Origin of the sequence: Streptomyces sp. NPDC048142 (assembly GCF_043202835.1) — a bacterium.
Classification (GTDB): Bacteria; Actinomycetota; Actinomycetes; order Streptomycetales; family Streptomycetaceae; genus Streptomyces.
The window spans coordinates 33742-57589 of the sequence record NZ_JBIDBC010000040.1; the positions used below are offsets into that span (position 1 = coordinate 33742).

General features: G+C 72.1%; 25 protein-coding genes. 10 read left to right on the forward strand and 15 right to left on the reverse strand.

Annotated elements, in window-relative coordinates; translation table 11 throughout:
- Positions 1–185: 185 nt before the first annotated feature.
- Positions 186–1829 (reverse strand): cation acetate symporter, encoded by a 1644-nt coding sequence (locus tag ACGF2Y_RS32625; protein WP_392954927.1) that lies wholly within the window; start codon positions 1827–1829, stop codon positions 186–188.
- A complete protein-coding gene (locus ACGF2Y_RS32630; RefSeq protein ID WP_392954929.1) occupies positions 1826–2191 on the reverse strand; it encodes a DUF485 domain-containing protein in 366 nt (121 codons plus the stop codon). The genes ACGF2Y_RS32625 and ACGF2Y_RS32630 overlap by 4 nt, the downstream gene beginning before the upstream one ends.
- Positions 2192–2525: 334 nt before the next feature.
- Here ACGF2Y_RS32630 and ACGF2Y_RS32635 point away from each other — a divergent pair, with 334 nt between their 5' ends.
- Entirely contained in the window at positions 2526–4064 is a 1539-nt protein-coding gene (locus ACGF2Y_RS32635; protein WP_392954930.1) for a S8 family serine peptidase, read from the forward strand.
- An 86-nt stretch (positions 4065–4150) separates the two neighbouring features.
- Here the strand turns inward: ACGF2Y_RS32635 and ACGF2Y_RS32640 are convergent, their stop codons facing one another.
- Both ACGF2Y_RS32640 and ACGF2Y_RS32645 read right to left on the reverse strand, forming a co-directional pair.
- On the reverse strand, positions 4151–4861 hold the full coding sequence (locus ACGF2Y_RS32640) for a lysoplasmalogenase (RefSeq protein ID WP_392954932.1): 711 nt from the start codon (positions 4859–4861) through the stop codon (positions 4151–4153).
- On the reverse strand, positions 4858–5841 hold the full coding sequence (locus ACGF2Y_RS32645) for a sterol desaturase family protein (RefSeq protein ID WP_392954934.1): 984 nt from the start codon (positions 5839–5841) through the stop codon (positions 4858–4860). Before ACGF2Y_RS32645 ends, ACGF2Y_RS32640 begins: the two co-directional genes overlap by 4 nt.
- Positions 5842–6242: 401 nt before the next feature.
- Between ACGF2Y_RS32645 and ACGF2Y_RS32650 the strand changes: the two genes are divergently transcribed.
- The 5 genes from ACGF2Y_RS32650 to ACGF2Y_RS32670 all read left to right on the forward strand — a co-directional run bounded on the left by ACGF2Y_RS32650 (position 6243) and on the right by ACGF2Y_RS32670 (position 11102).
- The gene (locus tag ACGF2Y_RS32650; protein WP_392954936.1) at positions 6243–7274 is read left to right on the forward strand and encodes a DEDDh family exonuclease; all 1032 of its coding nucleotides are present in this window, start codon (positions 6243–6245) and stop codon (positions 7272–7274) included.
- Positions 7275–7367: 93 nt separating this feature from the next.
- A complete protein-coding gene (locus tag ACGF2Y_RS32655) occupies positions 7368–7601 on the forward strand; it encodes a hypothetical protein (protein WP_006123591.1) in 234 nt (77 codons plus the stop codon).
- A 77-nt stretch (positions 7602–7678) separates the two neighbouring features.
- Positions 7679–8482, forward strand: a complete 804-nt coding sequence (locus tag ACGF2Y_RS32660) for an SURF1 family protein (protein WP_392954937.1) — start codon at positions 7679–7681, stop codon at positions 8480–8482.
- A 66-nt stretch (positions 8483–8548) separates the two neighbouring features.
- Positions 8549–10342 (forward strand): glycoside hydrolase family 15 protein, encoded by a 1794-nt coding sequence (locus ACGF2Y_RS32665; RefSeq protein WP_392954939.1) that lies wholly within the window; start codon positions 8549–8551, stop codon positions 10340–10342.
- A gap of 4 nt (positions 10343–10346) precedes the next feature.
- Complete coding sequence (locus ACGF2Y_RS32670; protein ID WP_392954941.1) at positions 10347–11102, forward strand: SDR family oxidoreductase; 756 nt, start codon at positions 10347–10349, stop codon at positions 11100–11102.
- A gap of 103 nt (positions 11103–11205) precedes the next feature.
- Here ACGF2Y_RS32670 and amaP read toward each other — a convergent pair whose 3' ends face one another.
- The 5 genes from amaP to ACGF2Y_RS32695 are packed head-to-tail and all read right to left on the reverse strand — an operon-like array spanning position 11206 to position 13522.
- A complete protein-coding gene (gene amaP / locus ACGF2Y_RS32675) occupies positions 11206–11784 on the reverse strand; it encodes an alkaline shock response membrane anchor protein AmaP (RefSeq protein WP_392954943.1) in 579 nt (192 codons plus the stop codon).
- A 5-nt stretch (positions 11785–11789) separates the two neighbouring features.
- Entirely contained in the window at positions 11790–12473 is a 684-nt protein-coding gene (locus ACGF2Y_RS32680) for a DUF6286 domain-containing protein (RefSeq protein ID WP_392954945.1), read from the reverse strand.
- On the reverse strand, positions 12470–12823 hold the full coding sequence (locus ACGF2Y_RS32685; protein WP_392954947.1) for an Asp23/Gls24 family envelope stress response protein: 354 nt from the start codon (positions 12821–12823) through the stop codon (positions 12470–12472). The genes ACGF2Y_RS32680 and ACGF2Y_RS32685 overlap by 4 nt, the downstream gene beginning before the upstream one ends.
- Positions 12820–13011 (reverse strand): hypothetical protein, encoded by a 192-nt coding sequence (locus ACGF2Y_RS32690; protein WP_392954949.1) that lies wholly within the window; start codon positions 13009–13011, stop codon positions 12820–12822. The genes ACGF2Y_RS32685 and ACGF2Y_RS32690 overlap by 4 nt, the downstream gene beginning before the upstream one ends.
- A gap of 43 nt (positions 13012–13054) precedes the next feature.
- A complete protein-coding gene (locus tag ACGF2Y_RS32695) occupies positions 13055–13522 on the reverse strand; it encodes an Asp23/Gls24 family envelope stress response protein (protein ID WP_392954951.1) in 468 nt (155 codons plus the stop codon).
- A 93-nt stretch (positions 13523–13615) separates the two neighbouring features.
- On the opposite strand from ACGF2Y_RS32695, the gene ACGF2Y_RS32700 reads away from it, so the two are divergent.
- Positions 13616–14341 (forward strand): hypothetical protein, encoded by a 726-nt coding sequence (locus tag ACGF2Y_RS32700; protein ID WP_392954953.1) that lies wholly within the window; start codon positions 13616–13618, stop codon positions 14339–14341.
- Here ACGF2Y_RS32700 and ACGF2Y_RS32705 read toward each other — a convergent pair.
- From ACGF2Y_RS32705 to ACGF2Y_RS32715, 3 genes are all read right to left on the reverse strand, one after another.
- Entirely contained in the window at positions 14331–15122 is a 792-nt protein-coding gene (locus tag ACGF2Y_RS32705) for an enoyl-CoA hydratase/isomerase family protein (RefSeq protein ID WP_392954955.1), read from the reverse strand. The two genes, ACGF2Y_RS32700 and ACGF2Y_RS32705, sit on opposite strands and share 11 nt — an antisense overlap.
- A gap of 145 nt (positions 15123–15267) precedes the next feature.
- A complete protein-coding gene (locus ACGF2Y_RS32710; protein ID WP_006123601.1) occupies positions 15268–15489 on the reverse strand; it encodes a helix-turn-helix domain-containing protein in 222 nt (73 codons plus the stop codon).
- Positions 15490–15809: 320 nt separating this feature from the next.
- Positions 15810–17408 carry an ABC-F family ATP-binding cassette domain-containing protein gene (locus ACGF2Y_RS32715; protein ID WP_007459479.1) on the reverse strand — a complete coding sequence of 533 codons (1599 nt, stop codon included), beginning with the start codon at positions 17406–17408 and terminating at the stop codon, positions 15810–15812.
- Between the two features lie 466 nt (positions 17409–17874).
- On the opposite strand from ACGF2Y_RS32715, the gene ACGF2Y_RS32720 reads away from it, so the two are divergent.
- Entirely contained in the window at positions 17875–18285 is a 411-nt protein-coding gene (locus tag ACGF2Y_RS32720; RefSeq protein ID WP_392954957.1) for a VOC family protein, read from the forward strand.
- Positions 18286–18306: 21 nt separating this feature from the next.
- Here the strand turns inward: ACGF2Y_RS32720 and ACGF2Y_RS32725 are convergent, their stop codons facing one another.
- From ACGF2Y_RS32725 to ACGF2Y_RS32735, 3 genes are all read right to left on the reverse strand, one after another.
- A complete protein-coding gene (locus ACGF2Y_RS32725; RefSeq protein ID WP_392954972.1) occupies positions 18307–19656 on the reverse strand; it encodes a hypothetical protein in 1350 nt (449 codons plus the stop codon).
- 184 nt (positions 19657–19840) lie between these two features.
- Entirely contained in the window at positions 19841–20968 is a 1128-nt protein-coding gene (locus ACGF2Y_RS32730) for an alpha/beta hydrolase (RefSeq protein WP_392954959.1), read from the reverse strand.
- A 337-nt stretch (positions 20969–21305) separates the two neighbouring features.
- The gene (locus ACGF2Y_RS32735; protein ID WP_392954961.1) at positions 21306–21965 is read right to left on the reverse strand and encodes a class II aldolase/adducin family protein; all 660 of its coding nucleotides are present in this window, start codon (positions 21963–21965) and stop codon (positions 21306–21308) included.
- Positions 21966–22242: 277 nt separating this feature from the next.
- Here ACGF2Y_RS32735 and ACGF2Y_RS32740 point away from each other — a divergent pair, with 277 nt between their 5' ends.
- Together ACGF2Y_RS32740 and ACGF2Y_RS32745 are read left to right on the forward strand one after the other, a co-directional pair.
- On the forward strand, positions 22243–23508 hold the full coding sequence (locus tag ACGF2Y_RS32740; RefSeq protein WP_392954963.1) for an anion permease: 1266 nt from the start codon (positions 22243–22245) through the stop codon (positions 23506–23508).
- A 12-nt stretch (positions 23509–23520) separates the two neighbouring features.
- Positions 23521–23751, forward strand: a complete 231-nt coding sequence (locus ACGF2Y_RS32745; RefSeq protein WP_392954965.1) for a hypothetical protein — start codon at positions 23521–23523, stop codon at positions 23749–23751.
- Positions 23752–23848: the final 97 nt, after the last annotated feature.

The following is a 23848-nucleotide window of genomic DNA, read 5'->3' on the forward strand; positions in this document are numbered from 1 at the left end:
CGCGGCGCCGGGGCAGTCGTGCCCCCCCCCCCCCGGGGCCCCCCCGGCGGGGGGGGGCGGGGGGGCCGCGGGGGGGGGGGGGGGGGGGGGGTCCCCCCCCCCCCCCCCCCCCCCGGCCGCGGGTGGTGGGTGATCTGCCGAAGGGGCCCGTCAGCGGTGAGCCGGAGGGGCCCGCTCCGGTGTGCTCAGTGGGCTCCGACGCCGGTGAGGGACTTGACCTCCAGTTCGGCGTACTTGTCCGTGTCGGGCTTCTCCTTGGAGAGCAGCGAGCCGACCCAGCCGAGCAGGAAGCCGAGCGGGATCGAGATCAGGCCGGGATTCTCCAGCGGGAACCAGGCGAAGTCGACGCCCGGGAACATCGAGGTCGGCTTGGACGAGACGACCGGCGAGAAGAGCACCAGCAGGACGGAGGAGGCGAGGCCTCCGTAGATGGACCAGAGGGCCCCCTGCGTGGTGAAGCGCTTCCAGAAGAGGCTGTAGAGGATCGTCGGCAGGTTGGCGGAGGCGGCGACAGCGAAGGCCAGGGCGACGAGCCCGGCGACGTTCAGGTCGCGGGCGAGTGCGCCGAGCGCGATGGAGACGATGCCGATGGCGACGGTGGCCCAGCGTGCGGCGCGGACCTCCTCCTTCTCGGTGGCCTGTCCCCTGCGGATGACGTTGGCGTAGATGTCGTGCGCGAAGGACGAGGAGGAGGCGAGGGTGAGTCCGGCGACGACGGCCAGGATGGTGGCGAAGGCGACGGCGGAGATCACCGCGAGAAGGATGGCGCCGCCGGTGGATCCGGAGCCGCCGCCGATCTCCAGGGCGGCGAGTGGCGCGGCGGTGTTGCCCGCCTTGTTGGAGGCGATGATGTCGCCCGGCTTGAGGATCGCGGCGGCGCCGAAGCCGAGCACGATCGTCATCAGGTAGAAGGCGCCGATGATGCCGATCGCCCAGTTCACGGACTTACGGGCGGCCTTGGCGGTGGGCACGGTGTAGAAGCGGATCAGGATGTGCGGCAGGCCCGCGGTGCCGAGGACCAGGGCGATGCCGAGCGAGATGAAGTCCAGCTTCGAGACGCCGTCGACGCCGTACTTCAGGCCGGGCTCCAGGAAGGCGGCTCCCTTGCCGCTGTTGCTGGCGGCGGTGCCGAGCAGGTCGGAGATGTTGAAGTTGAACTTCAGCAGGATCAGGAAGGTGATGAGCAGGGTGCCCGCGATGAGCAGGACGGCCTTGACCATCTGCACCCAGGTGGTGCCCTTCATGCCGCCGATGGTGACGTAAAGGATCATGAGCACGCCGACCAGGGCGACGATGAGGATCTTCCCGGCGTCGCTGGTGATGCCGAGCAGCAGCGAGACGAGGACACCCGCGCCGGCCATCTGCGCCAGCAGGTAGAAGATCGATACGACGATCGTGGAGGTGCCGGCGGCAGTACGGACGGGGCGCTGGCGCATCCGGTAGGCGAGGACGTCGCCCATGGTGTAGCGGCCGGAGTTGCGCAGCGGTTCGGCGACCAGGAGCAGGGCGACGAGCCAGGCGACGAGGAAGCCGATGGAGTACAGGAAGCCGTCGTACCCGAAGAGCGCGATGGCTCCGGCGATGCCGAGGAAGGACGCGGCGGACATGTAGTCGCCGGAGACCGCGAGTCCGTTCTGGAAGGCGGTGAACTGGCGGCCGCCCGCGTAGAAGTCGGCGGCGCTCTTGGTCTGGCGGCCCGCCCACACGGTGATGAACAGGGTCGCCACGACGAAGGCGGCGAACAGTGTGATGATCAGCGGCCGGTGCTCGCCCGCCCCCTCGGTGGCGGCCAGCTGGACGGTGGGGTAAAGGGCGTGGGCGGCGCTCATACGTCGGCCTCCATACGGGACTTGATCGCGTCGGCCTTGGGGTCGAGCTTGGTGGCGGCGTGCCGGGAGTAGAGCCAGGCGATGAGGAAGGTGGTGGCGAACTGGGCGATTCCGAGGACGAGCGCGATGTTGACGTTGCCGGCGACCTTGGTGGCCATGAACCCGCCCGCGTAGTTGCAGAGCAGGACGTAGAGCAGGTACCAGGTCACGAAGGCGATGGTCAGCGGGAAGGCGAAGGAGCGGTGGGAGCGGCGCAGGTCGGCGAAGTCCGGGCTCGCCTGCATCGCGATGAACGCCTCGGTGGTGGGCTGGGCGGGTCCGGCGGGCGAACCGCCCTCGGACGGCGGTGCATCGGTAGCCACGGAATCTCCTCGCGACGCGGGTGCGGTGGTCTGGGGAACGGTGGGTGTCATAGGAGGCCTCGTTACCTGCGGGGGATGGAGATGTGCCTCCTGGACAACGGCACGGAGGGCGCGACGAAGCGGTTCACCGCGTCTTTCGCCTTCTTGGAGGTGTCGCGGAGCGTCCGGTTGCCCGGACGTCACCCGTTCACATTCGGCCGCATCGGTCACTCTTCGAACTCACTTGCCCGTAAGCGTTGATACGCCGGGATGATCAGCGATAGCTTCACTCGTCATGTACGCGACCGGCCACGCCAGGTGTCCGGTCGTTCGGCACGGATGATGTGGAGAACCCATGGCTCATCTGGCATCGAGACGGACCCGCGCTCTCGCGGTGCCCGTCGGGCTCGCGCTGACCGCCTCGCTCGGCTTCCTGCCGACGGCCACGGCCACGGCGGCGCCCACCGGCGAGCAGGCCTCCGCGAGCGTGCGGACCGACGGGCCGAAGCTGTCCTACGTGGTCAACACCCGCGGCGGCCACGGCACCGCCAAGCACGTCAAGAAGGCGATCGCCAAGGCCGGCGGCACTGTCGTCATCGCCTATGAGCAGATCGGCGTCATCGTCGTCCACTCGCAGAACCCGGCGTTCGGCGAAACGATCCGCCGGGTACGCGGCGTGGCATCGGCGGGCGCCACCCGCACGAACCCGATCGTTCCGCAGGCCACCAAGGACGTCGGCTCGATAGCTCAGCCGCTCACCGCCGAGGAGGCGGCGGCCGCCGCCGCGGACGCGAAGGCCGGCGAGGACCCGCTGGAGCCCCTCCAGTGGTCGCTGCCCGCGATCAAGGCGGACAAGGCGCACCAGAAGTCGCTGGGGTCGAAGCGGGTGACGGTCGCCGTCATCGACACCGGCGTCGACGACACCCACCCGGACCTGGCTCCGAACTTCGACAGCCGCGCCTCGGCCAACTGCGTCTCGGGCGCCCCGGACACCACCGCCGGCTCCTGGCGTCCGGCGGCGGGCGAGAGCAGCCACGGCACGCATGTGGCGGGCACCATCGCCGCCGCGAAGAACGGTTTCGGGATCACCGGCGTCGCCCCGGGTGTGAAGGTGTCGGGCATCAAGGTGTCGAACCCGGACGGGTTCTTCTACACCGAGGCCGTCGTCTGCGGGTTCCTCTGGGCCGCCGAGCGCGGCGTCGAGGTGACCAACAACAGCTATTACACCGACCCGTGGCTGTTCAACTGCAAGAACGACCCGGACCAGGGCGCCCTGGTCGACGCCCTCACCCGTGCCGTGAAGTACGCGGAGCGCAAGGGCACGGTCAACGTCGCGGCGGCGGGCAACTCCCGCCACGACCTGGCGGTCGACGCGATCGAGGACACGACCAGCCCGAACGACACCGAGACGGTCACCCGGACGATCGACCCGAGCATGTGCCCGGACATCCCGACCATGCTGCCGGGCGTCGTGACGGTCTCCGCGACGGGCGCGAAGGGCCTGAAGTCCTCGTACTCGAACTACGGCAAGGGGGTCATCGACGTGGCGGCCCCGGGCGGCGACTCGACGGTCTACCAGACCCCCGAGCCGCCGGCCGTCAACGGGCTGATCCTGTCGACCCTGCCGGACGGCAAGTTCGGCTACAAGGCCGGTACGTCGATGGCGTCCCCGCATGTCGCGGGCGTCGTGGCGCTGATCAAGTCGAGGCACCCCTACGCCCCGCCGGCCGCGGTGAAGGCGCTGCTGACGCTCCAGTCGGACGCGAAGGCGTGCGGTGAGCCGTACGACATCAACGGCGACGGAGTCATCGACGCGGTCTGCGAAGGCGGCAAGCACTACAACGGCTTCTACGGGTCCGGAGTGGTGGACGCGCTGGACGCGGTGCGCTGGTAGCAGGACAGCCGGCAGAACGACCTGACGGAAGCCGCGGGGCCGGGGAGATCGATCTCCCCGGCCCCGCGGCCCGTTCCCCGCACGTCTCAGACGCTGATGCCCCGCTCGCGGTACGCCCCGGTTCCCCGGCCCGGCGCCGCCGTGGTGAGCACGCCGAGGGTCAGGAGGCCCTGTGCGGCGATGTAGGTGAACATCACCCAGAAGTCGGGAGCGGGCGCTTGCGGCCAGGCGGCGATGCCGGTGGCGATGAGGGCGTCGGAGAGCAGGAAGAGCGCCCCGCCGGCCGCCGCGTACCGTCCCGGTGCGCCCGCCCGCCAGGCCATGGCGGTGAGCAGCAGGCTGTAGCCGGTCAGCGGGATACGCAGCTCCGCCGGGAGGTCCGGCCAGATCAGCACGAGGAAGACGACGAGGACGAGGACGTATCCGGCGCCCGTGGCCAGCGGCGCGCGGGCCCGGTCGCGGCCGAACAGCGTCAGGTAGCAGACGTGGCCGACGGCGAAGGAGCCCATGCCGACGAGGAAGGCCGGGTCGTTGTCGGCGAGCAGGAAGACATCGCCGCCCCACCCGAACAGCAGGGCCGCGACGAGCAGCCGGGGTCCGCCGCGCAGTGCCGCGTACCCGGCGAGCAGCGGCATCAGCAGCGGTTTGGCGACCAGGTGGACGGTCTCGGCACCGGCGAGGAGACCGGCCAGGTCGACGGCCGCGGCAAGGAGGAAGGCCAGCAGCACGGGGCGGGCGAAGCGCGCGGCGCGTCCGGTGTGCCCCGTGCCGCCGGGGCGGGACGCGGTGGCGGTCACGGGGTGCGTTCCGGGGCCGGGACGGCGGAAGCAGGGGCGGCGACGGCAGCGGGGGCGGAAGCGGTAATAGGGGCGGAAGCGGCGGCGGGGACCTGGGCAGGTACGGAAGCGGGTGCCGGGGTGGCGGGGCCCGGGGTTCCCGCTCCCGCCTTCGGCCGCCAGCCCGGCCCCCGGAAGACCCGCCCGGCCCGCTCGCTCCAGGTGTCGGCGGCCCGGACGTCCCGGGCGATGGCGGCGTACTCGTGGGTCGCGACGCGCAGCGGGTTGTGGGTGGCGATGTTCTTGGTGAGCCCGTAGACGGGCCGCTCGGTCTCGGCCGCGAAGGAGCCGAACATCCGGTCCCAGACGATCAGGATCCCGCCGTAGTTGCGGTCCAGGTAGCCGCCCTGCGAGGCATGGTGGACGCGGTGGTGGGAGGGCGTGTTGAGGACGTACTCGAAGGGGCGCGGGAGCTTGCCGACGCGCTCGGTGTGCACCCAGAACTGGTAGACGAGGTTGGCCGACTGGCAGAACGCGAGCGCCGCCGGGTGCACCCCGCAGGCGATCAGCGGCAGGTAGAACGGCCAGACGGTCGCGGAGGTCCAGGGCTGGCGCAGCGCGGTGGTGAGGTTGAACTTCTCGCTGGAGTGGTGCACCACATGGCAGGCCCACAGGATCCGGATCACGTGGTGGCCGCGGTGGGACCAGTAGTAGAAGAAGTCCTGGGCCAGGAGCATCAGCAGGACGGTCCACCACAGCACCGGCACCCGCAGCGGCGTCAGCTCATGGACCCCCATGTAGACCGCCAGGATGGGGATCTTCCACAGCAGGTCGAAGCCCAGGCTGCCGAGGCCCATGGTGAGGCTGGTGGCGGCGTCCTTGGTCTCGTACCCGGCGGCGTCCTCGTCCGGGTGGAGGCGGTAGCTGACCATCTCGATCACGGTGAGCAGCACGAAGGCCGGTATTGACCACAGCACGACATCGGGCAGGTTCGGCTCCATGCGAGCACCGTAGGGCCGCGGGCCGACGGGGGCTAGACGTTGTTACCCACAAGTATGCGAGACCTGGTGTCAGCAGTCTTTGGCACCTTCTGCCAATCGCCCGCGCCGCAGGATCCGCCGCACAGCCCGGGGCGAGGAACGCATGTGTCCGGCAGGGAGGGGAAGTTGCGCTGTCACGGTCGGCCGCGACGGCGATCGGCGCGGCCGCCACGCCACGGCCAGCCACCAAGCCACAGCCGCCGAGGAGCCGCCGCCCCGGGCGGGACGGCGGGCCGGGCGCGGGAGCTACGGGACCGGGTCAACCCACGCCCTGACGCGGCGGGTCCGGAGTTCCAGCAGCGGTGGACCGGGGCCATGGCGACGGCCGAATAGGGGACTGTCAGTCATGGCCCGTATTGTCTGTGACCATGCTCGACGACCGCCAGACAGCCGCAGCGTGGCCGACCGCCTACCCCCAGGGGTACGCGGTCGTCGACGTGGAGACCACCGGACTCGCCCGCGACGACCGGATAGTGTCCGCCGCCGTCTACCGGCTGGACGCCCTGGGCGATGTCGAGGACCACTGGTACACGCTGGTCAACCCGGAGCGGGACCCCGGTCCCGTCTGGATCCACGGGCTGACGAGCGATGTCCTGGAAGGCGCACCGCTCTTCCCGGAGGTCGCGGCCGAGCTGTCGGAGCGGCTCGCGGACCGGGTGCTCGTCGCGCACAACGCGGCGTTCGACTGGTCGATGATCGCCCGGGAGTACGCACGGGCCTCGGTGGTCGCCCCGGTCGAGCACCGGCTGTGCACGATCGCGCTGGCCAAGGAGCTGCGCCTGCCGCTGCCCAACCACAAGCTGGCCTCCCTCGCCGCGCACTTCGGAGTCGTACAGCAGCAGGCCCACCACGCCCTGGACGACGCCCGGGTGCTGGCCGAGGCGTTCCGGCCGAGCCTGCACGCGGCGGCCCGGGGCGGGGTGCGGCTGCCGCTGCTGGAGTGCCGGCCGCTGACCGAGTGGTCCGACTCCCCCGTCGCCCCGCGCGTCGGGTATCAGCCCTCGCGGCAGCAGAACAGCTGGCGGCCCTCGCGCAAGCGTCCGGCCTGCCCGTATCCCAACCCGGGGCGGTACGAGAAGGAGAAGCCGCTCCAGCAGGGGATGCGGGTGGCCTTCTCCGGGGACACCTCGATCGACCGGGAGCTGTTGGAGGACCGGGCGGTGGAGGCCGGCCTGCACGTGGCGACCAGCGTGTCCCGGCTGACCAGCCTGCTGGTGACCAACGACCCGGACGCGGCCACCTCCAAGACACAGAAGGCCAAGGCGTTCGGCACGCCGATCCTGGAGGAGAGCGCCTTCACCCATCTGCTGCGCGATGTCGCCCCGGCCGATGGGACGGCGCTGCCGCGCCAGGCGCCCCCGCCGGCATCGGAAGGAAGCCCGTCACCGGAGTGAACGCCGTCGGTATCCCGTCATCGGAGTGAACCGGGCGCGACTCGCCCGGCAGCCGCTCGCCCCGCAGCCGCCGGGCATCCCACCCTGTGGCGCATGGCACGTTGCGAGGTTTGCGGAAACGACTACGGCATGTCCTTCGAGGTGCACGCGCAGGGCGCGGTGCACGTCTTCGACTGCTTCTCCTGCGCCATCCACCGGATGGCGCCGATCTGCGAGCACTGCCGGGTCCAGGTGATCGGGCAGGGCGTCGAGGCGGACGGGCACTGGTACTGCGGCGCCCACTGCGCCCGCGCCGAGGGGAAGGCAGGCATCGTGGACAAAGTGTGACGGAACACCTCATTGCTGGATGGCTCCGGTCGTACCCTGAGTGCCGCACCCCATGACCCCGGTTGTACGGTCATGGGGTGTACCGCTTCCTGTTGACCCGGCAATGGGTGCTCCTCACCCTGCTCGGCCTCGTGCTGATCCCGACGATGATCGAGCTGGGCTTCTGGCAGTTCCACCGGCACGAGCACCGGGTCGAGCAGAACGGGCTGATCTCGCGGAACCTCGACGCGCGGCCGGTCCCGGTCGCCGGTCTCACCTCCCCCGGGCACACCGTCCCGCGCTCGGACTACTGGCGGACGGTCACCGCGACGGGAACGTTCGACACCGAGCACGAGGTGGTCGTCCGCCGCCGGACCTCGAACGACGACCGCCTCGGCGTCCATGTCCTGACCCCGCTGGACCTCAGGGGCGGCGGCACCGTCCTGGTCAACCGGGGCTGGGTCCCGGCCGCGCCGAACCAGACCGACTTCCCCGACGTACCCCCCGCTCCCCGGGGCGAAGTGACCGTCACCGGCCGCCTCAAGGCGGACGAGACGACCGGCAGCAGCGGCATCAAGGACCTCGGGGGCCTGCCGGACCGGCAGGTGATGCTGATCAACAGCGACCAGCAGTCCCAGCTGCTGTCCCGGACGGTCCTCGGCGGATACATCGAACAGACCGCTCCCCGGCCGACGGGTGATCTGCCCGAGCAGATCGCTTCCCCCGACGACAGCTCGATCGGCCCGCACATGGCGTACGCCGTCCAGTGGTGGCTGTTCGTCGCCGCGGTCCCGGTCGGCTGGATGATTCTCGTACGCCGTGAGAAGCGCGACCGCGAGCAGGCCGCGGCCGAGAACGCCACGGCCGACGCCGCGGAGCAGCCCGCACCGGCGAGCGCCTGAGGTCTCCGGCACGCTGTCGGACCGGTTGGCTGGTTGACAACGGCCCGGTTCGGGAAAACGCCAGGCGTGACCCCACGTATCGAGGACTACGCCCTGATCGGCGATCTCCAGACCGCCGCGCTCGTCGGCAGGAACGGTTCCGTCGACTGGCTCTGCCTGCCCCGCTTCGATTCCGGCGCCTGCTTCGCCGCCCTGCTCGGCGACGAGGAGAACGGCCACTGGCGCATCGCACCCCAGGGAGCCAACACCTCGGACACCTGCACCCGGCGGGAGTACGCAGGTGACTCCCTGGTCCTGGAGACGTACTGGGAGACGCGGACCGGCACGGTGAAGGTCATCGACTTCATGCCGCAGCGCGACAGGACGCCGGACCTGATGCGGATCGTCGAGGGCGTGAGCGGCAGCGTCGACATGAGTTCGGTGCTGCGGCTGCGCTTCGACTTCGGATCCGTGGTGCCCTGGGTACGGCGTTCGCACGGCCACCGGGTGGCGGTCGCGGGCCCCGACTCCGTCTGGCTGCGCAGCGAACCGCCGGTCAAGACGTGGGGCCAGCAGTTCAGCACCTGTTCCTCGTTCACCGTCGCCGAGGGCGAGAGCGTGGCGTTCGTGCTGACCTGGCACCCCTCGCACGCCCAGCGCCCCAAGCTGATCGACCCGCGCAAGGCGCTGAAGCACACCCTGCACGACTGGGCGGAGTGGACCGGCCTCTGCACCTACGAAGGCCCCTACCGGGACGCCGTGCTGCGCTCCCTGATCACTCTCAAGGCGCTGACGTACGCCCCGACGGGCGGCATCGTGGCGGCCCCGACCACCTCCCTGCCGGAGGAGATCGGCGGCGTACGGAACTGGGACTACCGCTTCTGCTGGCTGCGGGACGCGACGCTGACCCTCGGGGCGCTGGTCTCGGCCGGTTATCTGGAGGAGGCGGCGGCCTGGCGGGACTGGCTGCTGCGGGCCGTCGCCGGGGACCCGGCCGACCTCCAGATCATGTACGGGCTGGCGGGCGAGCGCCGGCTGCCCGAGACGGAGCTGCCCTGGCTCGCCGGGTACGAACACTCCCGGCCGGTGCGCACCGGCAACGCGGCCGTCCGTCAGCGTCAGCTCGATGTGTACGGCGAGGTCATCGACGCGCTCCGCCTCGCCCGCGTCGCCGGTCTCGACAGCAAGCCGCACGCCTGGAACCTCCAGCTCAGCCTGCTCGGCTTCCTGGAGTCGACCTGGCGTGAACCGGATGAGGGGCTGTGGGAGATCCGCGGTGCCCGGCGGCACTTCGTGCACTCCAAGGTGATGGCCTGGGTCGCCGCCGACCGGGCGGTGCGCTCGCTGGAGGAGAACCCGGAGCTGCCCGGTGACGCGGAGCGCTGGCGGGCGATGCGGGACGCCGTGCACGCCGAGGTCTGCGAGAAGGGGTACGACCCCGAACGGAACACCTTCACCCAGTCCTACGGGTCACGGGAGCTCGACGCCTCGACGCTGCTCATCGTGCGGACCGGGTTCCTGCCGCCGGACGATCCCCGGGTCATCGGCACGGTCGACGCGGTCCGCGACGAGCTGGGCAGCGGCGGCCTGGTCCGCCGCTACAGCACCGAGGGCTACTCGGTGGACGGACTGCCGGGCGACGAGGGGGCGTTCATCGTCTGCTCGTTCTGGCTGGTCGACGCGTTGCGGCGGACCGGCAGGCCGGACGAGGCACGAGCCCTGTTCGAACGGCTGCTGGAGCTCCGCAACGACCTGGGGCTGCTGGCCGAGGAGTACAACGTCGCCGCGGGGCGGCAGTTGGGCAACTTCCCCCAGGCGTTCAGCCATATCGGACTGGTGAACTCCGCTGTCGACCTCGCCGGTGAGGACCCGGCAGGATAGGTCCATGGATCTTGGACTGAAGGACCGCGTCTACATCGTCACCGGGGCGACCCGGGGCCTCGGCAACGCCACGGCCCGCTCCTTGGCCGCCGACGGCGCGAAAGTGATCGTCACCGGCCGGGACGAGAAGTCCGTCGCGGAGGCCGCCGCCGAGCTGGGCCCGGACGCGGTCGGGCTGGCCGCCGACAACGCCGACCCGAGCGCCGCCCGGCGCCTGGTGGACACGGCCCGGGAACGCTTCGGACGGCTCGACGGCATCCTCATCAGCGTCGGCGGACCGGCCCCCGGCTTCCTCGCGGACAACACGGACGACCAGTGGCAGACGGCGTTCGAGACGGTGTTCCTGGGAGCGGTACGGCTCGCCCGGACGGCGGCGGAAGCACTCGGCGAGGGCGGCGTGATCGGCTTCGTGCTCTCCGGATCGGTCCATGAGCCGATCGCGGGGCTGACCATCTCCAACGGCCTGCGCCCCGGACTCGCCGGTTTCGCCAAGTCGCTGGCCGACGAGCTGGGCCCGCGCGGCATCCGGGTGGTGGGCGTGCTGCCCGCCCGGATCGACACCGACCGGGTCCGTGAACTGGACGCCCTGTCCGGCGACACGGAGGCCGCCCGCACCGCCAACGAGGCGCGGATCCCGCTGCGGCGCTACGGGACGCCGGAGGAGTTCGGGAGGACCGCGGCCTTCCTGCTTTCCCCCGCCGCCTCCTACCTGACGGGGATCATGGTCCCGGTCGACGGAGGATCACGGCACGGCTTCTGACCGGCCGGGCCCGTGCCCCGTACGCGAACAGCCTCGTTCCCGTACGCCGACGGCTCAACCCTCCGTACGCCCGCGGGCTGAGCCTCCGTACGCCGACAGGCCGTCAGGACACCCGTTCCGCGCGGTGCTTGACGGCCTTGAGGCGCACCTCGGCGGGAAGTGCGTCCAGGCCGGCCGAGTCCCTGGCGTGCGCCAGCGCCCCGTCGGCGACCGCGTTCAGCGTCGCCAGGGGCGCTGCGTGCGGCTCCATCAGCAGCCGGAGCCGGGCCCGGGGCGCGGTGCGCCGGCCTGTCAGGACCGCCTGGGCGCGGGCCACTCCGTCCAGCGCGCAGGCTTCCCCGGCGAGCACGCCCTCCAGGGCGCGGCCCCGCAGCTGCGCCCCTTCGCCGTCGCCGCTGTCCACCATCAGCTCGGTGAGCCGGCCGCGGCGGAGCTGGGCGAGGAACCACCACAGGGCGAGGACCACGAGGACGGCGAGGACGGCGATCACGGTCGGCCACCACCAGCCCTCGTCGCGCCGGCGGCCCCGGTCGGCCGCGCTGAGCAGCACATCGCTCCCGCCGTCCCAGGGCCACCAGGACGGCACGGACGCGCCGAGGCCGGCGGCGAGCACGGCTCCGCCGACGACGACCAGCACCAGCCCGGCCAGGGCCAGCAGGACCCGGTTGACGGTGGAACGCATGCCGCTCATCCCTTCTTCGCCGGTCGGTGTACCTGGACGGTGAGCGCCGGCGGTTTCGCCAGGCCCAGTTCCCGGACGGCCCGCTCCAGCGCCGCGTCCAGATCGGTCCGCACGTCGTCGAGTTCCCGGAAGTGCGAGAGTGCGCGCACCTTCGCCCTGCGCCGGCCCACCCCGACCCGAACGGACTGCACGCCGGGCACTTCCACGGCCCGGTCCCGCAGGACCAGTGCGGCGGCGGTGCGGTCGAGTCCGGCCCGGACGTCGGCGCGGTCGCGGCGCATCGGCAGCAGGCCGCGCAGTCCGGGGGTGAGGGCCAGCAGGATCAGCCAGAGGCCGATCGCCGCGGCCACCGCGGCTCCGACGAGCACGAGGACGTCGTCCAGGTGCCGTTCGGCCAGGCCGTCGGCGAGGGAGCGGCGCCACTGCATGGCCGGATACCCGGCCCGTACGGCGGCGATGTCGTAGAGCAGCAGTCCGGCCGCGCCCAGGAGCACGAGGGCCAGCAGCGCGGCCGGGACCCGGCGCGCGGACCAGAAGCGGCCGGCCCGGCCGTCGCCCTGGTCCAGGGTGGGGACCGGTGCGCGGGCGTCGGCCGACGCGTCCGGGGCCGGCGTGGGCGCCTCGCCGTCGCGCTGTTCCACGGTGGGCATCCGCCGGGTGGAGCCGGTCGGTTCACCGGGTTCGGTCATCGGATCCTCCCCTGTGCGGCGGCGCTCGCTCCGGCGGGGTGCAGCCGTTCGACCTGCACGGCCACTTCGGGCACCTCCAGGCCGGCCAGCGCCTTGACCCGCTGGACGACCTGGCGGCGTACGGCGCCGCACTGGCGGCCGATGTCGCAGGGGTAGCCGAGCTCCAGGCTGACCCGGACCCGGGCGGCGTCGCGGTGCACGGTGACCGTGGCACGCGGCGACGCCCCGTCCGCAGGAGGTTCGTCGACCGCTTCCTTCGCCGCCTGGGCGGCGATCTTGGCGACGACGCGGTCGGCGATCCGGGTCTCGCCCCGCTCGGCGGCGGCGACCCGGCCGGTCACCGCCGTCACCTTCGCCGGTCGCCGCGCTCGCGACTCCGGAAGAAGTCGCCGGGCTCCAGGTCGCCGTCCAGGAAGCGGCCGGCGATGAAGCCGATCGCGCCCAGCGCGGCCACCAGTACGAACGCTCCGAACCCGCCGAAATATCCGGCGAACCCGAGCGCCATGCCGGCCAGCAGACCGGTCACAGCCATGCTCATCGTGTTCTCTCCTCAACTGCCGTGCGACGGAGATGCGGAAGGACTACTGGACCCGCTGCTCGGGTTCGTCCTCGTCGTCCTCCTCGTCGGGCAGCTTGACGTCGCTGACCGCGATGTTGACCTCGACGACTTCGAGGCCGGTCATGCGCTCCACCGCGGCGACGACGTTCTCGCGTACGTCACGGGCCACGTCGGAGATGGAAACGCCGTAGTCGACGACGATCTCCAGGTCGAGGGCCGCCTGGGACTCGCCGACCTCCGCCTTCACACCGCGGGTGACGGACTTGCCGCCGCCGGGTACCCGGTCGCGGACGGCGCCGAACGTCCGCGACAGGCCGCTGCCCATCGCGTGGACACCGGCCACATCGCGTGTCGCCATCCCGGCGATCTTCTCGACGACGCCGTCGGCGATGGTGGTACGGCCCCGAGTGCCGGGATCGCCGCCGCCGCGCTTGCCGAGGGTCTTGTCGCCCGGGGCGCTGTTGGGGTTGTGCTGAGAGGTGTCAGTCATCGCCGCTCTTCCCTTCGGGGCAGGATTGGACTTCCTTGCCCACGTTAAGTGCGCTTTCCCCATCGCGCGCCATGGATGCGGCAGGCTGGGGCAATGACAACGGCGCGGGGCCCGCGGAGGGTCGACGGTTGGACCGCTGGGGTACGGCAACAGCTGGGCCTGGGCAGGCTGCTGCCACTGGGCGGCCCGGCGGACGGCACGTGGATCGCGGAGTCGGCTGCCGCCTCGGTGCTGCGCGCGGCGGCGGCCCGCCCGGGGACGGCGCTGGGGAAGGTGCGCATCGGTCCGGCGGCGGAAGCGGCGGCCGGGGGCGGCGCTCCGCAGGACCCGGCGGACCCGGTGCCGCCCCCGGCTCCGCCGAGCGCACTGCCGCCGGGACCGCTGCGGATCGAGGCGGAGTTCTCGGCGGCCCCGGACCGGCCGCTGCCCGACGCCGCGACCGCTCTGCGTGCGGCGCTCCTCACGGCCGCCGCCGCCCGGCTGGGTCTGGAGATCGCCGAGGTGGACCTGACGGTGACGGCACTGCTGGAGGACGGTACGCCCGATCAGGTGACGGCGACGACCGCGCCGGCGGCTCCGCGCGCGGAGCCGGACGGCCCGGTGGCGAGGGCGGCCGCCGGGGCGCCGGGCGTCGTCTCGCTGACCCGGGTCCTGGGCAGCCCGGTGCACACCGCCCGGGACCACGTACGGGTCGAGGTGGCGACGGCCGGGGACCACCGGGCGCTGGACGTCGCCCGGTCGGTGCGTACGGCGGTGGCGGCGGCCACGGAGGAGCGGCTGCCGGTGTCGGTGCTGGTCACGGACGTGGTCAGTCGGTGATGCCCGCCAGGTCGCGGAGCCGGCGGCCCTGGGCGGCCCGCTCGGCGACGCGCTGCTGCTCGTAGTCACGCGAGAGCGCGCCACCGAGCAGGGCCTTGGTCTCGACGACGGCGTCGCGGGGGGCCCCCACCAGGGCCCCGGCCAGGTCGCGGGCGGCCGCGTCGAGCTGGTCGGCGGGGACCACCAGGTTGGCGAGGCCGGTGCGCTCGGCCTCCTCGGCGTGTACGAAGCGGCCGGTGGCGCAGATTTCGAGCGCGCGGGCATACCCCACGAGGTGCACCAGGGGGTGGGTGCCCGTGAGGTCGGGAACGAGGCCGAGGCTCGTCTCGCGCATGGCGAACTGCACGTCCTCGGCGACGATCCGCAGATCGCAGGCGAGGGCGAGCTGGAAGCCGGCGCCGATGGCATGGCCCTGGACCGCCGCGATCGACACGAGGTCGTTGCGGCGCCACCAGGTGAACGCCTCCTGGTACTCGGCGATGGTCGCGTCGAGCTCGGCCTCCGGGCCGCGCGCCAGGTCGAGGAACGACGGCTCGCCGTCGAAGCCCTCGGGTGTGAAGGCCTGCCGGTCGAGGCCCGCGGAGAAGGACTGGCCCTCGCCGCGGAGCACCACAACCCGCACCGTGCCGGGCAGCGCCCGTCCGGCCTCGGTCAACGCCCGCCACAGAGCGGGAGACTGAGCGTTGCGCTTGGCCGGATGGGTGAGCGTCACCGTGGCGACGGCGTCGTCGACGGTCAGCCGTACGCCGTCCTTGTCGAGCACAGTGTCGAGCGAGGTCATGGGGCGCCTCCGGATGGGGTGCAGTCAGCACTCGGAAAGAAGTGACTGAACAGTAACCACCCGGACGACCTTGCGATCAGCCGGGTGGCCACCCCGAATTCCGTTGGGCCCGAATGACGCCGAACACACCGCAAACGCAGAGGCCTCAGGCCGAAGCGGCCTTCTTGCCCCGTGTCGCGCCGCCGCGTCCCCGCAGCGTCACTCCGGACTCACTGAGCATCCGGTGGACGAATCCGTAGGAGCGGCCGGTTTCCTCGGCCAGCGCCCGGATGCTCGCACCGGAGTCGTACTTCTTCTTCAGGTCTGCCGCGAGCTTGTCACGCGCGGCGCCGGTTACCCGGCTGCCCTTCTTCAGAGTCTCGGCCACCCGTGCCTCCTCATGGGAAGTGCGCTCTGGACTCTCATGATCACCCCTCCCACGCTTCCTGGCCACCCATTCGGCAAGGTCGGTGCGCACGGTTTCCCGTACGAGAAGCGCGTCGGCACAAGCGGAATCCCTGATTCCAGCGGACGCACGAGGGCGCACGGCCTGAGCCGGCCGGAAAACAGCCAGGTCAGGGCCGTACGGGGAGAGACGGCCGGAAAAGGGGCGCACGGCGGGTGAGCGCGGGGCGCACCACCGGAGTACGAGACGTTCTCACACAGATGATGGATCACGCGTAGGCCGAATGATCCATCCCCGGTGGATCAGGCGAGGGCGACGAGGTCGCGGTAGTCCGCTCCCCAGAGGTCCTCGACGCCGTCCGGGAGCAGGATGATCCGCTCCGGCTGGAGCGCCTCGACGGCTCCCTCGTCGTGGGTGACGAGGACGACGGCGCCCTTGTACGTACGCAGCGCGCCGAGGATCTCCTCGCGGCTGGCGGGGTCGAGGTTGTTCGTCGGCTCGTCGAGCAGGAGCACGTTGGCGGAGGAGACGACCAGGGTCGCGAGCGCGAGCCGGGTCTTCTCGCCGCCGGAGAGGACGCCCGCGGGCTTGTCGACGTCGTCGCCGGAGAAGAGGAAGGAGCCGAGCGTCTTGCGGACCGCGACGAGGTCGAGGTCGGGCGCGGCGGAGCGCATGTTCTCCAGGACCGTGCGCTCCGGGTCGAGGGTCTCGTGCTCCTGGGCGTAGTACCCGAGCTTGAGGCCGTGGCCCTCGATGATCTCGCCGGTGTCGGGCTTCTCGGCGCCGCCGAGCAGGCGCAGCAGGGTGGTCTTGCCGGCGCCGTTGAGGCCGAGGATGACGACGCGGGAGCCCTTGTCGATGGCGAGGTCGACGTCGGTGAAGATCTCCAGCGAGCCGTACGACTTGGACAGGCCCTCCGCCATCAGCGGGGTCTTGCCGCAGGGCGAGGGGTCGGGGAAGCGCAGCTTGGCGACCTTGTCGGAGACCCGCACGGCCTCCAGGCCCGAGAGCAGCCGGTCGGCGCGCTTGGCCATGTTCTGGGCGGCGACGGTCTTGGTGGCCTTGGCGCGCATCTTGTCGGCCTGCGCGTTGAGGGTCGCGGCCTTCTTCTCGGCGTTCTGGCGCTCGCGCTTGCGGCGCTTCTCGTCGGCCTCGCGCTGCTGCTGGTAGAGCTTCCAGCCCATGTTGTAGACGTCGATCTGGGAGCGGTTGGCGTCGAGGTAGAACACCTTGTTGACGACCGTCTCGACCAGGTCGACATCGTGGGAGATCACGATGAAGCCGCCGCGGTAGGACTTGAGGTAGTCGCGCAGCCAGACGATGGAGTCGGCGTCGAGGTGGTTGGTGGGCTCGTCCAGGAGCAGGGTGTCGGCGTCCGAGAAGAGGATCCGCGCCAGCTCGACGCGGCGGCGCTGACCACCGGAGAGCGTGTGCAGGGGCTGGCCGAGGACCCGGTCGGGCAGGCTGAGCGCGGCGGCGATGGTGGCGGCCTCGGCCTCGGCGGCGTACCCGCCCTTGGTGAGGAACTCCGTCTCCAGGCGCTCGTACTTCTTCATCGCCTTCTCGCGGGTGGCGCCCTGCCCGTTCGCCATCCGGTCCTCGTTCTCGCGCATCTTGCGCAGGATCGTGTCGAGGCCGCGGGCGGAGAGGATGCGGTCGCGGGCGAGGATGTCGAGGTCGCCGGTGCGCGGGTCCTGCGGGAGGTAGCCGACCTCGCCGGACTTGGTGATGGTGCCCCCGGCGGGGGTGCCCTCGCCCGCGAGGCACTTGGTGAGGGTGGTCTTGCCCGCTCCGTTGCGGCCGACGAGGCCGATGCGGTCGCCCTTGGCGATACGGAAGGAAGCGGATTCGATGAGGATGCGGGCACCGGCACGCAGCTCGATACCGGAAGCGGTGATCACGGAAAAACTCCAGGGCAGTATGGACGGCGGAGGGACGAGGGCGGAGGTCTCTCGACGCCGCTAATGCACAAGGAGGAAGGCCATACGGCCCATTCTACTGGCGGTACACAAGTCCTTTACCGCGTGCCCGGCGGGACGAACCGTCCGCCACCCGGCGCGGGACTGCCCCCTCCCGCCCGCCCGAGCCCGAGGGTGGTGCGACCGCGCGGTTCGACCGCGGCACCGGTCCGGACGCCTCCGAGGCCCAGGACGTCCGCGGCAGCCGGATTCCGGGCGCGAACAGCGACGCGATGAGGGCGGAGCCGCGGGCCGGCCGCTGCGGCGGGGTCCGGGCGCCCAGCACCCTCACCTGAGCCGAACGCCCCTGACCTGCGGGGTTTTACTTCGGGAGGGCTTTGTCAGTGCCCGGTGGAAGACTGAGACGCAGATCACATCAGGTGTACGGACATCAGAAGAGGTGAGTGCCATGACCGGCGCGGTGAGCGGGGTTCCGACGATCTACCCGACGGTGCTGTACGACGACGCGAAAGCGGCGATCAGAACACTGACACAGGGCCTCGGCTTCACCGAGGAGGCGGTCTACGAGGGCGAGAACGGCAGTGTGCTGCACGCCGAGCTGTCCTGCGGCAACGGCAGGGTGATGCTCGGCTCCAGGGGAGGCGACGGCGTGTTCGCGCAGGCGATGGCGGGCGCGGGCCCGGCGGGGGTGTACGTGGTGGTGGACGAGGTGGACGAGCACTACGCGCGGGCCAAGGAGTTCGGCGTGGAGATCCTCATGGAGCCGACCGACCAGGACTACGGCTCGCGGGACTACATGGCACGGGACGCCGAGGGCAATGTGTGGAGCTTCGGGACGTACGCCCCGGGATCCGGCTGAGCGGACCCCGGGGCGGGCGGTTCAGGCTCCTCCGGTGTGCACCTGGAAGGCGGCCCGGCGGACCGCTTTGGCCAGGGCCGGGTCCGGGTGGGCCGCGGCCAGGGCGACCAGGACCTGGACGGTGCGCGGGTGGCCGACGGCCCTGACCTCGTCGAGCAGGGCCGGGACGGTGCCCTGGACGGCGGAGTCGAGGTGGCGTACCAGCAGCCCGGTCTCGCCGTGGTCGGCGACGGCGGCCGCGGTGTCGACCCAGAGCCAGGTGGATTCCTCGCGGCTGAGGACGTCCTGGGCGTCGTCCGGGTCGTTGCCCTCGTACTCGGCGAGCCAGAGCAGCGCGTAGGGGCGCAGCGAGGGTTCGGCGAGCACGGCGCGGACCTCGGGTTCGGCGGGGGCGCCGACGACCCTCAGCGCCTCGAAGGCCAGTCCGCGCAGCAGCGCGTCCTCGCCCCGGGCGACGGCCAGCAGTTCGGCGACGGCGCTGCCGACGGTGCGGGCGGCGAGCCAGGCGCGGTATTCGTCGCGGGCCGGGCCGGGGGTGAGCCGGGCGCAGCCGAGGAGCATGTCGGCGGCCGACTGCTCGATGTTCCCGGCCGGGCTCTGGGCGGCGACGCAGATCTGCTCCAGCTTGACCCAGACCGCCCAGTTGCCGAGCGGGGTGAGGGTGGCGTGCCCTTTGCCGAGGGTCAGCGCCCCGACGGCGGCGAGGCCCTCCAGGGCCCAGTCGAGCAGCAGGGCGTTGAGGCCGTCGCTCCGGGCGGATCCGGCGGCGGCCCCCGCCGCCTCTGCCGGGGCAGCGGTCTCCGCCGGGGCGGCGGACGCGGTTCTGCCGGGTCCCAGGGGCACTTCGCAGCGCTCCTCCTGGAGTTCGGCGACGCGCTGGCCGAGCAGGTCCAGCAGGGCGGGGACGGTGACGGGGCCCGCGGAGAGCTGGAGGAGGGAGAGCACTTGGGGCACGGCCTCGACGGCTTCGGCGACGGCTCCCGCCTCGATGTCCGCAGGGGCGGCGTGGACGAGCGACCAGGCGTCGAAGAGCGCCACCCAGCCGCGGAGGACGGCGGAGTCGTCCCGGTCCCAGGCGCGCAGCCGCCAGCCGGGGCGGGCGGTGTCGCCGTGCAGTTCGATGAGTCCGGCCAGCCGGGCCCGGTCCCAGCCCGCGCGGACCTGTGCCGGGGAGAGCTCCAGGGCGGTGGCCGCCCGTTCGAGGGCAGGGGCCGCGAGCGGGGCGGCGGTGCCCGGCCCCGGCGGGCCGGCCGCCCAGTGGGCGATACGCACGGCGTCGGCGAGCACCGCCCTGGCCTGGCGTGCCAGTTCCGTACGGGGCGGGGTGCCCTCGGGGGGCCGGAGGGCCGGCCTGGTGCGCCGGGTGGTCACGGCCTTGCGGGCGGTGGCAAGGGGTCGCGGGCGGACAAGTCGCAGCCTGGAGTCGCGCGGGGTACGGGACGTCACGGGAGCAGTCTTGCCCCTGACGGCCCGAAAGCCCAAACGGAAGGCGTTTCACCGGTACGTGAAAGGTTTCCCCGGCGCGACGGCAAAGGGGAGAGTTCACCCCATCGGCTCACATCAGGGGCGTGAGGAAGCGTCGCAGGGCCTCCTCGTAGCGGGCCGGTCCGGCGTTCCACATCGACGCGTGCGGAGCCTGCGGTACGGCGTGGAGGCTGACCAGGTCCGAGCGGCGGGCGGCGAGCTCGCGGGAGGACTCCCAGGGGGCGATCGTGTCGTCCGGGCCGTGCAGGATCAGGGTCGGGGTGCGCAGGGAGGCCGGCGCCGAGGTCTCCAGCACCGGGGTGCCGCCCATCCCGGTCCTGCCCTGGGCGGCGCGGACAGCGAGCGGCAGCAGGGCGGCCGGGACGCCGCGGGCGGCTGCCAGGGCGCGCAGGGTGACCGGCCAGTCCAGTACCGGTGAGTCGAGGACGAGACCCCTGATCCGGTCGCGGAGCGGGGATTCGACCGCGGCGTACAGGGCCGTGGTGGCGCCGGTGGACCAGCCGTGGACGATCACGTTCCGGGCGCCGCGGCGCAGGGCGTAGCGAAGGGCGGCGTCGAGGTCGCGCCACTCGGAGGCGCCGAAGTGGCCGAGGCCGTCGGCGGGGCGGGGGGCTCCGGGGTCGCCCCGGTAGGCGAGGTGGAGCACGGGGAGGCGCTGTCGGTGCAGGAACCCCGTCAGGTTCATGGGGTGGGCCCGGGTGGTGCCGAGGCCGTGCACGGTGATGACCCAGGTGTCGCGCGCGCCGGGGACGTACCAGGCGGGCAGGATTCCCAGCTCGCCGGGGATCTCGACCTCCTGGTGGTCCAGGCCGAGGTCGCTGCCCGGATCACCGCCGTACAGCGCGGGGGTGAGCCGCACTTTCGCACCCGGTTCGAGGAGGCCCCGGCCGACGCTCTCCAGTCTCCGCACGACGGTGTCGGCGGCCTGGGAGGCCCCTTCGACGACGGGCCCGACGATCGCGTGGACCCCGGGTCCGGCCAGGCCGTAGGTGCCGGGCCGGAGCGCCGAGAAGGAGCGGGTCAGGGTGACCTGCCCGTCCGCCGCGGCGTGCACGGTGAGTCTGCGGTCGGCGGGCAGGGGACGTCCGGGCGCGGCCTTGAGGGCGACGCCGCTGGCGTACCGGCCGGCCGCGACCGCTGCCGCACCGACGCCGAGGATCGTGGTGACGGCCGTTGCCGTCGCGGTTACCGGGCGCACCGCTTCAGTGTCGTGGGGCGGAAGGCGGCCTGCCAGCGGACGGGGCCGTCCGTGCGGGCGGGGCCCGTAGGCAGGGGGCCAGGGGCAGTGGCCGGGGCCGGGGCCCGAAGCCAGGAGCCAGGGCAGGCGTCAGGGCAAGGGCAGGGGCCGAAGGCAGGAATCCGGGAGCCGGGGGCAGGAATCCGGGCCCCGGCAGTCCGGGGAAGAAACGCCGGGCCCGGACCGTCCGCAGGCGTCGGCCCCGACCGTCCGGGGACGCCGGACCCCGACGCTCCAGGGGCGGGAGCAGGCCCCGACGGTCCAAGGACGGGAGCAGGCCCGACCCTCCAGGCGCGGGTCAGCCGGGCTGGCCGTATTCCTTGAGCGCCTCGGTCACCTCGTCCAGCTGGGCCGCGTCGAGCAGGGCCGGGGTGCGGCCGGGCACGGAGCTCGCGGTGAGCCAGAGGCGGCACAGCCACTCCAGTTGGGCGGTGCGCTCGTAGGCCGCGTCGAGCGTGTCGCCGTACGTGACCGTGCCGTGGTTGGCGAGCAGGCAGCCGGTGCGGTCGCGCAGGGCCCCGAGCATGGCGTCGGCCAGTTCCGGGGTGCCGTAGCGGGCGTAGGCGGCGGTGCGGACGGGGCCGCCGAGGAGGGCGGCCGCGTAGTGGACGAGCGGCACCTCGGTGACGAGGGTGGAGACGGCGGTGGCGTGCACGGCGTGGGTGTGCACCACGGCGGCGGCGTCGGTGGAGCGGTAGACCGCCAGGTGGAGGGGGAGTTCGCTGGTCGGCCCGAGGTCCCCGAGGACCTGGCGTCCTGCCAGGTCGACGCCGACCGCGTCGTGGGGTCCGAGCCGGTCGTAGGGCACCCCGCTGGGCGTCACCAGGACCAGGTCGCCGACGCGGGCCGACACATTGCCCGACGTGCCGACGACCAGGCCGTCCGCCGCGCTGCGGCGGGCCGTCGCGACGAGGTCCCGCCAGGTCTCCCCGACGGATTCCGGGTGCTGCTCGCTCATGGGCCGAGCGTAGGCGCGAACGCGCGCAACCGGAACGTCACATGGGGAGTGACGCGGATCTCCTCCGGGTGCCCGACAGCCGTTCAAAATGTTCGCCAACGGGCGGCAAAGGGCCGTCCACGCCGCACCCCACAGGCATCCCGTAGCCCCTCCCGCACACAAGCGGAAGCGACCCACTCCGCTTGGAGTCACCGCGATGCCCCATCCAGTTCATCTTCCGTTCACCCAGGTTGCCTACGGTCCACGAGCCACTGACGTCGAACGATTGCCTGGGTAAATGGAACACATCACGCTGCTGCTTGCGATTGTGGTCGTGACAGCTCTCGTGTTCGATTTCACGAACGGTTTCCACGACACCGCCAACGCGATGGCCACCACCATCTCGACCGGCGCTCTGAAGCCCAAGACAGCGGTGGCGATGTCCGCCGTTCTCAACCTGATCGGCGCGTTCCTGTCGGTGGAGGTCGCCAAGACGATCTCCGGCGGGATAGTCAACGAGGACGGCCTCAGAACCGAGGTCATCTTCGCGGCGCTCGTCGGCGCCATCCTGTGGAATCTCCTGACCTGGCTGGTGGGCCTGCCCTCCAGTTCCTCCCACGCCCTGTTCGGCGGTCTGATCGGTGCGGCGGTCATGTCGGCCGGCTGGTCCTCGATCGACGGCGGCACCGTCGTCACCAAGGTGCTGCTCCCGGCGCTCGCCGCCCCGCTGGTGGCCGGCCTCGCCGCGATGCTGGCCACGCGGCTGACGTACCGGATCAACCGGAACGTCACCGACGAGAACCAGCTGAAGTCGACGGCCAAGGGCTACCGGGCCGGACAGATCGCCTCCGCCGGTCTCGTCTCGCTCGCCCACGGCACCAACGACGCCCAGAAGACGATGGGCATCATCACCCTGGCCCTGGTCACCGGCGGCGTCCTCGCCCCCGGCTCCAACCCGCCGATGTGGGTCATCGTCTCCGCCGGCCTCGCCATCGCGCTCGGCACCTACCTCGGCGGCTGGCGCATCATCCGCACCATGGGCAAGGGCCTGACCGACCTCCAGCCGCCGCAGGGCTTCGCCGCCCAGACCAGTGCGGCGACCGTCATCCTGGCCTCCTCGCACCTCGGCTTCTCGCTCTCCACCACCCAGTCCTGCTCCGGCGCCGTGATGGGCGCGGGCCTCGGCCGCAAGGGGGGCGTGGTCCGCTGGTCCACCGCCACCCGGATGTTCGTCGCCTGGGGCCTGACGCTCCCGGCCGCGGGTCTGGTCGGCGCGGGCGCCGAGTTCCTGACCAAGCAGGGCCCCTGGGGCATCACCGTCACCGCGATCGTGCTCGTGGGCGGTTCCTTCGCGATCTGGCGGGCCTCGCGCCGCCAGCCGGTCGACCACACCAACGTCAACGACACGGACGGTGGCGCGGACGAGCCCCAGGGCGTCGTCACCACGGCCATCGCCGCGGTCCAGCCGCCGCCCGTCGGCGGCCCGGCCCTCGACCTCGCAACCACCATCCCGGCTCCGGCCTCGGCGCCCGACGACCCGGCCCGGCCGCCGGCCAAGGTGTAAGGACAGATCCGCATGAAAATCGACTGGGCAGCTCTCGCCTCCGTCTTCGGTGTCAGTCTCGTGGTCACCGTCGCGCTGGTCGGCCTCTTCACCCTGGGCATCGTCGCCCTCTCCAAGCAGTCCGCCACAGCCGGAAGCAGCGCCTCCGGCGGATCGGTCGCGCTGGCGCGCACCGGCGCGTACGCCTGCTTCGGGCTGTGCGTGGCGGCGGTCACGTACGGGATCTACATGATCGTCGCCTGACCGTGAGGATGTACGTGAGCGTTCCCCGGCGGGGTCTGACCCACCGCCTGACTGACTCAGGGTCCTCAACGGGATGTGTCGGCTCTGTCCGGGGACG